The sequence below is a fragment of the Pedobacter sp. FW305-3-2-15-E-R2A2 genome (genome assembly GCF_038446955.1).
GTDB lineage: Bacteria > Bacteroidota > Bacteroidia > Sphingobacteriales > Sphingobacteriaceae > Pedobacter.
This window is the reverse complement of record NZ_CP151803.1, coordinates 4,844,113-4,858,077: the sequence shown is the minus strand read 5'-3', so window position 1 is coordinate 4,858,077 and position 13,965 is coordinate 4,844,113. Positions and strand designations below refer to the sequence as shown.

The following is a 13,965-nucleotide window of genomic DNA, read 5'->3' as shown; positions in this document are numbered from 1 at the left end:
ATGACTTGTGTTAAATTTTTGAGCCGTATCCGTACCTTAGGTGCCAATAATGAAACCCATATTTAAAAATCTAATGAAGCTTAAACACCTTTTATGCCTCGGCATTCTGTTTTCTGTGGAGCAAGTCCTTGCTCAAAACCAACTTACCAAATATGTAGACCCATATATTGGTTCTGCTGCACATGGCCATGTCTTTGTAGGGGCCAACGTTCCCTTTGGAGCCGTTCAGCTGGGACCAACCAATGTCTTTGAAGGTTGGGACTGGTGCAGTGGTTATAACTATGCCAGCAACACAATTATTGGTTTTACCCACACCCATTTGAGTGGAACAGGAATCGGGGACCTGAACGATATTCTTGTGATGCCTGCAACAGGGCCTTCACAACTGGATTATGTGTCCACTTTTTCTCATGATAAAGAAGTCGTAAAAGCAGGATATTACCGTGTTATCCTTGATAAATATAAAATTAAAGCGGAGCTGACGAGTTCAGAAAGAGTAGGCTTCCACCGCTATACCTTTCCTAAGCAACAGGAAAATCCACATGTCATGCTGGACCTGAATGCCGGAGTAGGATGGGACAGCCCGGTAGATACTTACGTGAAACAAGTCGATGCCACGACTTTAGTGGGCTACCGCCATTCCAAAGGATGGTCAAATGACCAGCGCCTTTATTTTGCAGTTAAACTTTCTCAGCCCTTAAACAGCCTTTCGCTTTCTGACAGCAGCAGCCTGAGCACAAATGGAAAAGAACTGAAAGGCAAACGGATCAAAGCGGTATTAGGCTTCAAATCCATCAACCAGGAGGTCTTAAAACTTAAAGTAGGTCTTTCTCCGGTGAGTTATGAAAATGCGCTTGCAAACATTACGGCAGAGCTTCCGGGATGGGATTTTGACAAAACAGTTGCCCTTGCAGATCGGAAATGGGAAAAAGAATTGTCCAAAGTGAAAATCAATGCGGATGAGGAAACCAAGAAGACCTTTTATACCGCCATGTACCATACCATGATCGCTCCATCTGTATTTGATGATGCCAATGGCGATTACAGAGGTACCGATAAAAAGATATACCGTAAACCGGGATTTACCAATTATACCACCTTCTCCCTATGGGATACCTACCGCGCTTTTCACCCTTTGTTTACTTTCCTGCATCAGGATAAAGTATCAGATGTAGTCAATTCATTTTTGGCGATCTATAAACAACAAGGCAAACTTCCGGTATGGCACCTGATGGGCAGTGAAACGAATACCATGATCGGTTACCATGCCGTTCCGATTATCGTGGATGCCTACCTGAAAGGGTTCAAAGGCTTTGATGCGAACCTTGCGTATGAAGCGATGAAACATTCTGCGATGCAAAAAGTAGAAGGCATTGAATACGCGCAAAAAATACAATATATCCCATCTGATAAAGTGATTGAATCCGTAGCAAAAGGGCTGGAATATGCCATTGACGACTGGTGTATCGCCCAGATGGCTAAAAAAATGAACAAAACGGAAGACTATAAATATTTTAGTAAAAGAGCAAAACTATACCGTGAATATTTCGACAAACAGAGCCACTTTATGAGGGGTAAACTGGAGAATGGAAACTGGAGGACACCTTTTAACCCAATCGCTTCAAAACACCGTGAGGATGATTACACCGAAGGCAATGCCTGGCAGTATACCTGGCTGGTTCCTCAGGATCCGGAGGGACTGATCGGCCTGTTTGGTGGCGATGCCCCTTTCACGAAAAAACTGGATACCCTGTTTAGCATGAGTTCAGCAATGGATGCGGGCAGTTCCCCGGACATCAGCGGCCTGGTAGGTCAATATGCACAAGGAAATGAGCCGAACCACCATATTCCTTACTTGTATGCTTATGCGGGACAACCCTGGAAAACAGCCAACCTCGTTCGTCAGATTACCGATTCCCTTTATACCAATAAACCGGATGGCTTGTGTGGCAATGAAGATTTAGGACAGATGTCGTCCTGGTATGTGTTTTCTGCGATGGGATTCTATCCGGTTAATCCGGCCAATGGAACTTATGTATTCGGTTCTCCTTTGATCAATGATGCGGTTATCTCCCTTCCGGGAAATAAGAAATTCCACATCAAAGTACAGGGAAACAGCAAAGAAAATAAATACATCCAGAAGGCCCTGTTAAACGGAAAGCCTTATACAAAATCTTATTTACGCCATAAAGACCTGGTAGCAGGAGGGGAGCTGACCCTGTTTATGGGAATTAAACCTTCAGCAACCTGGGGAGTAAACCCGGCAGACCGTCCTCGTTCGGTAGCCATTGAATGATGAATTAATCCTTATTACATAAACCCTATCTAACCAAAAACCTATGAAAATCAACAAAAAAAACATGTTAAACGGCCTTGTAGGCTTAATGACAGCAGGCCTGCTTTTGTCGGCCTGTAAAAAAGACGGACCTGTGGATGGAACAGATGTAACTGCTCCATCTGCAGCAGTCGCCAAAAGCGGCCCGATTAGCGTTTGCTATGTGGAAGTCAACAACAACAACATTCTCAATGTCGGGGCTTACACCCTCAAAACCGGCGGTCAGCAACTCTTTGACCTGGCCATCATCTTTGCGGCAAACATCAATTACGATGCAACGACCAAAAAAGCAGTCTTGTTTAACAATGATAAAGTCACAAAAGTACTGAGCAACAAAGCAACCTATATCAAACCTTTACAGGATAAAGGGATTAAGGTATTGTTGTCCATCCTGGGTAACCATCAGGGCGCAGGCTTCTGTAATTTTACCAGTCGCGCTTCCGCAAAAGATTTTGCACAGCAACTGAGCAATGCCGTAACCACTTATAACCTGGACGGAATTGACTTTGATGATGAATATGCAGAGTACGGCAAAAACGGAACGACTCAGCCCAACGACAGCTCTTTTGTGATGCTGGTGCAGGAGCTTAGAAAACTGATGCCAACAAAACTGATTACTTTTTACTACTATGGACCTGCGGCTTCAAGGGTACAATGGAACGGACAAAGGGTAGGCGATAATGTGAACTATAGCTGGAATGCAAATTATGGCAGTTTCTCTGTTCCTAATGTTCCTCCAATGGGTAAAAACCTGTTAAGTCCTGCTGCAGTATGGATCAATAATACCAGCGCAAGTACTGCCAAATCATTGGCGCAATCTACCAAAAATCAGGGCTACGGGGTTTACCTCACCTATGATCTTCCCGGAACAAATATGGCCACCTACCTATCTTCATTCTCTACGGTACTATACGGGGATAGTGTGAAATTAAGCTCGCCATTACAAAGCTGGCCTTAAAATCATTTGAAAAACTAAATCAACCCTATATCCCTGAGAAATGAAAAACTTAAAAATTTGTTTAATTGGCCTGGCCTTAATGGGCTTTGCAACAGCTTGCAAGAAGAATCCACCTGTAAGCGGTACCGAAGTCGTAACCACCGGAAGTTTAATTGATTACAAGAACAGCAAGCATCAGCTGAGTGTTGGTTATTACCGCACCTGGCGTGATAGTGTAACCGAAAGTGGAAATAAAACGAGCATGCGCCGTTTGCCGGACAGTCTGGATATGGTCATGGTATTTCCGGATTATACTCCGCCAGAAAATGCTTACTGGAATGTGTTGAAAACCAATTATGTCCCTTATTTACATACTAAAGGAACAAAAGTAATCATCACAATCGGAGACCTGAATAGCGCCACCACTACCGGCGGACAAGACTCTACAGGTTATGCTGCATGGGCGAAAACCATCAATGATAAATGGGTAACGGAATACAACCTGGATGGAATCGACATCGACGTAGAGAGCAATCCAACCGGAACTACTTTAGCCAAAAAGGTAGCCGCAGTGAAAGCTTTGTCTAAGTATTTTGGTCCGAGATCAGGTACGGGTAAAAAGTTCATCTATGATACGAACCAAAACCCGACTACTTTCTTCACTTCTATCTATAAGCTGATCGATTATACCTTCCTACAGGCTTATGGAAGAAGTACCAGTAATCTAACCAGCACGTTCAATTTATATGCTCTTTACATCACGCCTGATAAGTTCTTACCTGGATTTTCATTCTACGAAGAGAACGGTGCAAACTGGGGAGATGTATTGTATCCGGATCCAAACTTAACGGGCAGGTGTTATAACTATGCACGCTGGCAACCTACACAGGGGACCAAAGGCGGAGTGTTCTCTTATGCGATAGATCGCGATATTCCATCTAAAACGGACAATATCATTGCTGCGGATTATGCAGTGACAAAACGCTTGATTAAGATCATGAATCCTTAATCAAAATAATTCAGTCAGACCATTATTATGGTCTGACTGAATTTATTACGCTATTGTTTAAAAGGATTCATAATTTGAATGCTTTCTCTGCTGACTTTGAAATGTGGCGTATGGTTATAATCCCTGCTCATCCGATAAGCACCGACACCTTGTGTATCGTTGTCTTTAGTCCATTTAGAAATGTCCAATAACCATTGCGTTGCTTTTGTATCCCCGTCCGGCGGACTATCCTGACCGCCATTCTGATACTTCCATTCATCCCCATTGGTCATGACAATTAATTTATCCTTGCCAAAGGCAGAAAGCAGAGGAGTGAGCTCAGAAACCTTGGAACCTTTCCAGCGACGCGCACCACCTACATAACATTGAAACAAAGCGTAATCATAATTACTTTTGTAAGGCGTATAGATCCGTCCATAGCTCAATGGTTCGCTATCTTTCGTATCCACATCCGTATCAAAAAGAAAAAGAGGTTTTAGGCCTGCATTTGTCAAGTTTCCTGCTTCCGCATTCGGCCCGAAATATCTGGCCACGGCCGTTAATACAGCTACTGCATTTGATGCAGGTGCATCATTGCCAAAAGTGCCTCTTTCAATGTCTACATCTATTCCGTCCCAGCCCATTTGCTGAATGTATTTGTGGTACATCGCCTTTGCCCAATGGTGATAAGTGCTGTTGGCATTGGGCTTGGTGTTGTCAAAGTTTGGAGGAGCAACATAGCCCGGTTCTTTCGTTGCAGGGTCCTTGATCGATCCGTCAAAATAAGCATCGTTTTTAGGGAAAGAACAGTAGACAATTCTTGTACCTTTTGCCTGTAAAGCGCGCCAGTGATCCGGGTTCTGATCATATCCGGCAAAGCCCTCTATAATATCCACACTGTCGGGAACATTGAGCATATTAAAGGAGGCGTCAGGGTCGTTTCCATCCCCAACCAGGTAACCGATAAACAATTTGTGCGGGCTTTTTTTATAAGCCAGTAAGCTGGCGAGTTCCTCCCTGGAAAGTTTTTTTGGACTTTGTCCGACACTGGTTATTTTGCAGGAAAGGAGGCAGATCAAGAGGAATACAGCCGCTGAGAAAGGGCTGAATAGAGGACTTTTCATAAGAGAGTAATTTTGTGTGTTGATTCCTGAAAATTACAGGTTTATCTTCTTTAATCCAAAGATTAAATTGATTTAGCTGAGGTTGTTGAGAGAAGAATAGAAGTAGGCCTACGCTTTGTAAGTTCCAAATAACCGATCCCAGATGCTCGTGTAAAAACCGAAGTTATGGTCAATATCCTGATGGTGCTGGTGATGGAAACTGGAGGTTCCCAGATATTTTAACAGCGGTTTATTACGCAAAGTGGCATTTAAGGGTTCCATCCCCAAATGGCCAATCATACCAAACAGCACATTGATCATCAGGTAAATGATGATCGCATAAAGGTTGAAGGTCCATAATAATAACAACAGGAGCCAGAGGGCTCCAAAGCTGATGGTTTCCAGGGGATGTAAAACAAATAGGTCTATAGGCTTGGGATTTACAGCCTCATGGTGCAATCCGTGTATGGCCTTGTACAACCAGGTTTTATGGATGATATAATGAAAAACATACATCAGGAGGTCCATCGCCAGGAACAGGATCAGGAAATCAATTAAAATGAAGACGGAAACTTCCGTGCTGATCCCAATAAAGGCATTTTTCCATAACCAGTAACCGATATAAGTAACCACGGTATTCAGGAGATTGGTGAGCCCGCAGATCAGCCATTCTTTGCGGCTATAGGTATAAGCAGGAATCGCCAGAGGAGAAAACCTCTGCTGGATGACCCTTCCAGACCATAAAACCAATACCGTAATCAACACGTTTTCCAACAAAAATACCGGCCATAAATAAATGGCCGGTAATTCCAGTAAATAAGTTAATCCATCATTTGTCATCATCCTCAGTTTCCTCCAGTTTTCCTTCTTTATTCCTTTTCAAGGCAACTTTAGGATTGTCCTGGGTTCCGGTAATGCTCAATGGAATTCCAATCAGGCCAAATGGAGGCAAACCGAGTCTGCCACTGATGTTCAGACGGCCATCAAAACTCACCTGACCTTCAAAACGCGGACGGAATCCTGCCACACGCATTTTAAACCTTTCGATGGTAATGATGTTATTTTTGATGGTACTCCTGATGTTGACTTCAGAAAGATCCGGATTGTTTAAACTATCACGACGGGTCGCTTTACTCACGGCATTCATGAATTTAAAGCCCATGAGGCTAATCTTTTTAAGAGAAAGGGTTCCTCCACCTTTTAAGGTTGGGAAAACAGGGAACATGTCTTTATTCAATTTACCTGAAAGCTGATAATCCAGTCCTACAATACCTTTCACTTTGGAGGCCGAAGTAGCGAGTTCACGGAAGAGTTTGATCTCTTTATAAGCCTTGGAAATGTCGAACTCCTTAGCCGAGATATGGTAGTCGAAAATGGCAGACTTAGGACTTAAACTCTTATAGGTAGCATCCATCGTCATTGGGGCATCTACCAGGTTAAAGCTCGTCTGACTCAGGGTCATGGTTCCGTTATTTAATGCCAGTGTTCCTTTTGCATCTTTAACTTTCAATCCATTATAATATACGGCAGCTGCATCCGCTACGACAGATACATTTAAGTTATTCGGAATAATGATGACGCCGCTTCCAGCCGCTGTTTTTCCCGGCTGTGCAGGAGCTGCATTATACACCATGAACTCATCCGCAAAAAGCTGTTTCGTTTGCAGGTTGAAGTTTCCGGTAAGCATGGCCTTGTCCGACAATACATAATTGATAATGTTGCCTAAATGACCATTCATCGTGAAATCTGATTTGCCATAGCTGGCAGTAAAACGCTCAAATTTCATTTTATCCTGAGCAAAAGAGAACAAGCCGTTTTTGATGAAGAAAGATTTAGGAAAGAGGTCTGATTCCAGGGTAAGTTCTTTAACCACCACACGTCCCTTGTTGTTTAGCTTTTGATACCTGCCATTAAGCGCATCGCTTTGCAGGCCTTTAAAGGAGACATCACTAAATACAGAACCTTTAACGTTATACCCTTTGATCGCAAATAACTGATACATTTTTCCGATATCTATCGTGCCTTTAGAGCTGACATTATAGCTCATGTTGTCGAAATTTTTAAGATCTGCTTTTAACATAAAAGGCTGACCCGCCATTTGAAAGGAGATGGGTTTGATGTTCAGTTGCGTCCCTCTCAGGCTTCCGTCTTTGTTAACCAGCGTTCCGTCTACCACAATTTGTTCCAGTGCCTGCTCAAAATGAGCGGTTTTAATCCTTCCGTTTGCCAGCTTAATTGTAGCAGAAGTTACCGGGAACAGTTTTTTAATTTTATTGTAACCACCTTTACTTTGTACGTCCAGGTTCAGTTCTCCACTCAGTTCCAGGTCTTTCAGCGGGTAGAAGTTTTTGATCTCCGCAAAGTTGATCATGGATTTTAACTGTACATCTATAGGGTTGTTTTCTGCGGTCTGCAATTTTGCAAAACCACGGATGTAATTGCTCAGTGCCTGTATGTTAATGTCGCTGATTTCCAGTTTGGTGTTCTTGTAATTGCCGTCCGGATTATGGCCATTCATGCTGAAATTGATCTTATCGATCGCAGCCGGAAGGGAGGCATATTTGAAATAGCCGTTACTTACCGAAGATTTTAAATTGAATTTGGGAATGGTAGCGATCACCGTATCTATTTGTCTGATGCCACTGCGGACTACTTTTTTGGTATACTTGCCATCTGCATCCAGGTCGAGGTTATAATGCCCTCTGATCTGATCTACACCAAAAATCTTTCCCCATTTGCCAAGATCAATTGATGCGCGTGTTTTGATAAAGATTTCCGGTTCTTTGAGTCCGTTTAATTTTACAACCGAGCTGACATGGTCTTTTCCCATATTAAAATACAGGCTATCCATGTTGATCGATAAGCTGTCCATATTTAAACTGGGTAATTTCGTTTGCAGGTTCAGGTATAAATTGCTGATGGACTCTGGCGCCTTTGGATTCGAAATTTGTCCTTCACGGATTTTCATGTTAAAGGACAAGGTGGGCATGGCCTTACTTTTTGCCAGGTATTTTCCAATTAAAGAAGCATTAATCTCTGCATATCCTTTAATATTGGTTTTTTCCATGCGACTTGCAAGGGCAGGAGGCATGGCCGAGAAAATATTGTGCAGGTCTGTTTCTTTTGCCCTGGTTTTAAAGTTGATGTCGTAGCCATCTTTTAGAAAAGAGAAACGGCCGACAAATTCGATGGGCAGGGAGTTGATCTTTAAATCATTTTCATCAAACATCAGATCCAGGGAGCTGGTGTTGATTTTAGTCAGGAGCTTGGCATTGACTTTTTTGTTCAGCAGGTAAGGCGTACCATTATAGTAAAGATTCAGGGTATCGATTGCGGCCTGGCTTTTTAAGTCGAAAATCGCCTTGCTTAAATCTCCTTGTCCGGAATAGTTCAATCCTTTGGCGCTGACCATCATCGGCACAGAGCGGTCGTTATAGGTCAGGTTACTTTTGTTAATGAAGATACCTTCGATCTTTATTCCCGTAGCGCTGCTGTCTGCTTTTTTTGTGGTATCTGTTTTACTTTCATATACATTGTAATTGGCATTTCCTTTTTCATCTACTTCAATATTGATATTGGCCTGGTCGATGAACACCTGATCAATCTTGATCTGATCGGAAAAAACGGTGCGTAAATCTACCCGGAAGGACAATTCTTTGGTAAAGAGCAAGGTGTCCTGCTGAAATGGTACCGCGCCCTTTAACGAAAAGTTATGAAGGCTAAAAGTTAAGGATGGAAAATGCTTAAAAAAGGACAAACTGCTGCTGTCGAATTTAACTTCACCTTTGATGTTTCCATTCACCCATTTTTCCACTTCTTTAGAGATGGTGTTTGGCAGCAGGTAAGGCGTGATAAATAAGAGCAGTACAATAGACGCAATTGTTATTCCGGTAATTTTAAGAACTTTTTTCAAAAGATAATGATGTTAATATTTATAAGGAGCAAAGGTAATTTTTTAAAAGCTAAAAATGCACAGTTATAAAAACGGGAGTGTTACTTCTGTTGGCGGAGACAACTACCTGAACATTTGAATTGTTTTACGGAAACTAAAACCCGATTATTGTATTTATAAAAAGGGCATTCTCAGAATGCCTGAGAACTTAAAGATCAGATCATGAACGAAGACGAAATAAACGGAGCTTTTCCTGAGCTTTCCAATGAAGTGTTGACAAAAATTGATGCGCTTTCAGAAAGTGGAAACGACTGTATGGATGAAGAAGATTTTGATGGCGCTGTAGCCAGCTGGGAAGAGGCATTGGCCCTGATTCCTGAACCACAAAATCATTATATTCAAAGTGTTTGGCTGAATGCCTCGATAGGAGATGCTTATTTCCTGCAAGACGATTTTGAAACTGCATTAACGTACTTTCTGACCGCAAAAAGCAATGTTGAGGAAAACGTATATTCTAACCCTTTTATCATGTTGAGATTAGGAGAATGTTACCTGGAGCAAGCCAACGAGGAGAAAGCAAAAGAGTTCCTTCTTAGGGCTTATCTGCTGGATCCTGAAGAGATCTTTGAAGGGGAAGACGATAAATACCTGGATTTCTTAAGTTCCAATGTAAACCTGAAAGAACAACCTTAAGCTTTTTCTACACCCGGCATCGCTCCCTGTTCAATAAGGCAACTCCTGTTGTTCATGGCCTGATGCCGGGTTCAGGCTGGTGTTTCCAGCGTTTATGGCTCCATAACCAGTAGGAAGGTGCGGCATTCAGGGTTTTTTCCAATATCGCCGCATATCGGTCCGTAATGGTTCCGGATGGGCTTTCCTCAGGTTTTAAATCAATCGGAATAAATTCTATTTCATAATAACCTTTTTTAATAATTTTCATCAAGCCATAAAACACTGGTCTTCCGGTCTTTTGTGCAATTTTTTCTACCCCTAAATGAAAAGAGGTGGGCTGATGGAGGAAATTGACCCAATAATGTGATTCTTCCTTTGGGGGTGCCTGATCATTTGCAAAACAAAATATACTGGTTTCGGCTTCAGTGCTTTTTATAGCACGGAGGGTATTTCTCATTGGAACCATGGTATTTCCATACCTATTTCTCATCTGATAGAACCATTTGTCAAATATCGCATTGCTTAGCGGCTTATAAATGGTGTAAATATGCGACTTTACATGCAGTCCGAGTGCCATCACGGACCATTCCCAATTTCCATAATGCGGGGAACAGAGCACGATGCTTTTGCCCTGATCGAGATAAACATTGATGTTGCTCAGATTTTTAAACTGAACACGTTCAGAAAGTTCCTTTGCAGAAATGGTCCTCATCTTAAAGATCTCTACCATAATTCTGGACAGATGTCTGAAGTAGCCCTTTTCTATGGTTTTTAACCCGGCAACAGTTTTGTCTGGAAATGCATTACGTAAATTCGCGCTGACTACTTTTTTCCGGTAACCAAGTACATGGTAAATGAGGAAATAAACAAAACCTGCAAAAAAATAGAGGATGGAAAGTGGAAGTCTGGATAAACTATTCAGCACAAATATGCCAGCTTTTGAAGCCATTCGGGAGAAGAAATGAAGACGGTCAGGAGCCGTTTCCGGAGATTTACCTTGCTGCTGAATCATGATCTGAAAATTTAACCAGGACTTATCGCTGTTGTGTTGACATGGTAAAAATAAAAAGAGGAGATTTTTTTTACAACAAAACAGCTTCATTATAGCGTCATATTCAGCTTCGGAACAAGTAAATACCTGCTTGAGAACCGCTTGTCCCTATACGCGCTCTAACCAGGCTCTATACACGCTCTATACTCGGTGCAAGCCCGCTTGAAAGCGTGTTAAAGGCGGGTAAGCAGCGACTATAAATCGAGTCATTTTCGGGTATTTCCCTACGCTGCTCCCAACTTGTTATGGAGCAGGAATTTGAAAGACAAAACGGTTATAAGGAGATGATGAAACTGGAACCCAAACCTTCCACAGAATGGAACTGGATTTGCCCATGGTGGAGCATTACAATTTGTTTACATAATGGAAGGCCGATCCCACCACCTGATTTTTTGGTACTGAAGAAAGGGACAAATATACTGTCGGTCATTTCCGTGGGAATTCCACAACCATTATCGGTCACCCTGATGGCTACTTTACCCTTCTCATTGTTTTCGGCAGAGAGTATGATTTTCGGATTGGCCTGATCTTTCAAGGCATCCACCGCATTTAGCAAAAGGTTAATGAGCACCTGCTCCATTAAAGCATGATCTGCTTTGATCAAAAGTTTGGCATCTGCAAGAATCAATTCCAGTTCAATGTTTTTCTGTTGCAGGGTGGGTTGCATCAGCTGATAGATGTTTTCCAGCAACGGTCTCACCTGCAACTGTTCCATAACCGGAGCCGTTGTTTTATTCAGATTTCTATAGGTTTCTGCAAACCTCAATAAGCCCTCACTTCTTCTCTGTATCGTTTCAATTCCCATTTCCAGGTCTTCAAAAACAGCGGTATAAGGTGCGGTTCTTTCTAAAGCGGAAAGCCGGTTTTTAAGCGTTCCGGCCAAAGAGGAGATGGGTGCAATAGAGTTCATGAGCTCATGGGTCAATACACTCAATAATTTTTGCCATGCCTTTGCTTCTGTTTCATCCAACACTTCATTGAGGTTCTGAAAGGCAATCACCTGAAATTTTAAAGATCCGGTTTGAAAGGCCGTCGCAGAAAGCAATACTTTTAAGGTCTGGTCCCCATTTTGAATTCCGGCAATTTTAGACTCCCCGGATTTTAAAGAAATGATCTCCTGATGTAATTTTTCATCCCTCTGACCAAGAGAAGTAATGGTTTTCAAATAAGGAATTTGAAGCATCTCTTTTAGAGATTCATTCATCCAGATCACTTCTCCATTCTCTGTCTGATAGGATAAAATGCCGGTATCGATCAATTCCAGGATCTTCTTTAAATATTGATATTGTGTTTCTTTTTCTCTTGAAAGCTGTTTAAAAGCAGCGTTAATGTCGTTAAACCCTTTTCTGAGCGGTTTCAGTTCCGGGGGAGCATGTTTCACCTCAAAATGAAGGGAAAAATCCTGGTATCGGACAGCTTCTATAAAATGTTCAAATTCCCGGTACATTTTCAATTGTGACCTATAGCCTGATACCATGAGGTAAATGATCAGGATGGACAAAGGGATGAGCCAGGAAAACCATCCTTGTACGAGACAATAAGATGCGGCAGCAAGGGGGATAAACAGGAGTGTGATGCTCCGGATTGTTCGCCAGATCAGGTGCTTAAATATCATATTTGCTCAGCCTGCGGTATAATGCGTTCCTGGTAATGCCAAGTTCTTTTGCTGCCCAGGTAATGTTCCCGCGGTTTTTCTCAATGACCTGCAGGATGGCATTCTTCTCTAATGATTTCAAACTCAGGTCTTCATTGATGGGGATTGCCGTTTCTATAGGAGAGAAGACGAGGTCACTGTCCTTCAATATCGGGCCTTCCGCCATAATGACCGCACGCTCTATGGTATATTGTAGTTCTCTTACATTTCCGGGGAAGGAGTATTGTAAGAGCTTATCCATTGCAGAGGCCTCAAAGTCCATCGCGGATTTAAAGTATTTCTCTGCATAAACCTTACTGAAATGCCTGGCCAGCAGCAATACATCTTTTCCCCGTTTCCTTAGCGGAGGAACAATAATTTCTACGGTATTGATTCTATATATCAGGTCTTTACGGAAACGGTTCTCCATTGCCAGCTCCCGGATCTCTACATTGGTGGCACAGATGAGCCTGATGTCTACAGGAACGGCGTCGTTGCTGCCTATCTTGATCACCTGCCTGTTTTGCAGCACGCTCAATAATTTGGCCTGTTGCTGTAAACTGATGTTCCCGATTTCGTCCAGAAATAAGGTCCCGGTATCTGCAGCTTCGAACCGGCCTGTCCGGTCTTCTCTGGCATCGGTATAGGCGCCCTTTTTATGTCCGAATAGCTCGCTTTCAAAAAGGCCTTCCGTAAGGGAACCGATGTCTACTTTGACGAACGGCTTTTGTGCCCTTAAAGATTGCTGGTAGATGGCCTTCGCAATCAGATCTTTGCCCGTTCCGTTTTCTCCAAGGATGAGAATATTCGCATCGGTGGGGGCAACACGGCTGATTTTATAAAAGATCTCCTGCATGACATCCGATGTGCCGATTAAATCACCGTTGATGCCCTGGCTGTTGTCTATACCTTTTGCTTTGGTTTTTTCTTTTTTATCCAGCGCTTCGGCGATGGTATTCAGTAATTTTTCATTGTACCATGGCTTAACGACAAAGTCGGCAGCCCCGTTTTTTAAAGATTGGATCGCCAGGTCAATGTCTCCGTAAGCAGTAATCATGATGACCTTGGTATCGGCTGCCATCGCCTTTATTTTATTCAGCCAGAAAAAACCTTCATTCCCATTGTGAATGGCGCTTTTGAAATTCATGTCCAAAAGGATGAGGTCGAAGCGCTTTGCAGAGAGTAGAGAAGGAAGTTGCTCTGGGTTCTTTTCCGTGACCACTTCTCCGACTTCGGTATTCAATAAAAGTCTTACTGCGGTGAGCACATCGGGATCATCATCAACCACTAAAATAGATCTGTTTTTCAGCTGCATAAATAAAAATGAATTGCTTTAAAATGGGCGATTACAAGT

10 protein-coding genes are annotated in these 13,965 nt (G+C 42.6%); 4 read left to right on the top strand and 6 right to left on the bottom strand.

Annotated features, from left to right (window positions below):
* Positions 1 to 73 precede the first annotated feature (73 nt).
* From AAFF35_RS19635 to AAFF35_RS19625, 3 genes are read left to right on the top strand one after another with little or no spacing between them, the layout of a single operon-like run.
* Positions 74 to 2,296 carry a GH92 family glycosyl hydrolase gene (locus AAFF35_RS19635; protein ID WP_342328234.1) on the top strand — a complete coding sequence of 741 codons (2,223 nt, stop codon included), beginning with the start codon at positions 74 to 76 and terminating at the stop codon, positions 2,294 to 2,296.
* A gap of 43 nt (positions 2,297 to 2,339) precedes the next feature.
* The gene (locus AAFF35_RS19630; RefSeq protein ID WP_342328233.1) at positions 2,340 to 3,293 is read left to right on the top strand and encodes an endo-beta-N-acetylglucosaminidase H; all 954 of its coding nucleotides are present in this window, start codon (positions 2,340 to 2,342) and stop codon (positions 3,291 to 3,293) included.
* A gap of 40 nt (positions 3,294 to 3,333) precedes the next feature.
* Entirely contained in the window at positions 3,334 to 4,281 is a 948-nt protein-coding gene (locus tag AAFF35_RS19625; RefSeq protein ID WP_342328232.1) for an endo-beta-N-acetylglucosaminidase family protein, read from the top strand.
* 50 nt (positions 4,282 to 4,331) lie between these two features.
* Here the strand turns inward: AAFF35_RS19625 and AAFF35_RS19620 are convergent, their stop codons facing one another.
* The 3 genes from AAFF35_RS19620 to AAFF35_RS19610 all read right to left on the bottom strand — a co-directional run bounded on the left by AAFF35_RS19620 (position 4,332) and on the right by AAFF35_RS19610 (position 9,276).
* On the bottom strand, positions 4,332 to 5,384 hold the full coding sequence (locus AAFF35_RS19620; RefSeq protein ID WP_342328231.1) for a glycoside hydrolase family 18: 1,053 nt from the start codon (positions 5,382 to 5,384) through the stop codon (positions 4,332 to 4,334).
* Between the two features lie 108 nt (positions 5,385 to 5,492).
* Positions 5,493 to 6,206, bottom strand: a complete 714-nt coding sequence (locus AAFF35_RS19615) for a sterol desaturase family protein (RefSeq protein ID WP_342328230.1) — start codon at positions 6,204 to 6,206, stop codon at positions 5,493 to 5,495.
* Positions 6,193 to 9,276, bottom strand: coding sequence for an AsmA family protein (locus AAFF35_RS19610; protein WP_342328229.1), 3,084 nt, complete (start codon positions 9,274 to 9,276; stop codon positions 6,193 to 6,195). Before AAFF35_RS19610 ends, AAFF35_RS19615 begins: the two co-directional genes overlap by 14 nt.
* Before the next feature lie 201 nt (positions 9,277 to 9,477).
* On the opposite strand from AAFF35_RS19610, the gene AAFF35_RS19605 reads away from it, so the two are divergent.
* Positions 9,478 to 9,948, top strand: coding sequence for a tetratricopeptide repeat protein (locus AAFF35_RS19605; RefSeq protein WP_342328228.1), 471 nt, complete (start codon positions 9,478 to 9,480; stop codon positions 9,946 to 9,948).
* A gap of 52 nt (positions 9,949 to 10,000) precedes the next feature.
* Here AAFF35_RS19605 and AAFF35_RS19600 read toward each other — a convergent pair whose 3' ends face one another.
* From AAFF35_RS19600 to AAFF35_RS19590, 3 genes are all read right to left on the bottom strand, one after another.
* A complete protein-coding gene (locus AAFF35_RS19600) occupies positions 10,001 to 10,939 on the bottom strand; it encodes a lysophospholipid acyltransferase family protein (protein WP_342328227.1) in 939 nt (312 codons plus the stop codon).
* 313 nt (positions 10,940 to 11,252) lie between these two features.
* Positions 11,253 to 12,593: a HAMP domain-containing sensor histidine kinase gene (locus AAFF35_RS19595; RefSeq protein WP_342328226.1), complete on the bottom strand. Its 1,341-nt coding sequence runs from the start codon at positions 12,591 to 12,593 to the stop codon at positions 11,253 to 11,255.
* The gene (locus AAFF35_RS19590) at positions 12,583 to 13,926 is read right to left on the bottom strand and encodes a sigma-54 dependent transcriptional regulator (RefSeq protein WP_342328225.1); all 1,344 of its coding nucleotides are present in this window, start codon (positions 13,924 to 13,926) and stop codon (positions 12,583 to 12,585) included. The genes AAFF35_RS19595 and AAFF35_RS19590 overlap by 11 nt, the downstream gene beginning before the upstream one ends.
* Positions 13,927 to 13,965: the final 39 nt, after the last annotated feature.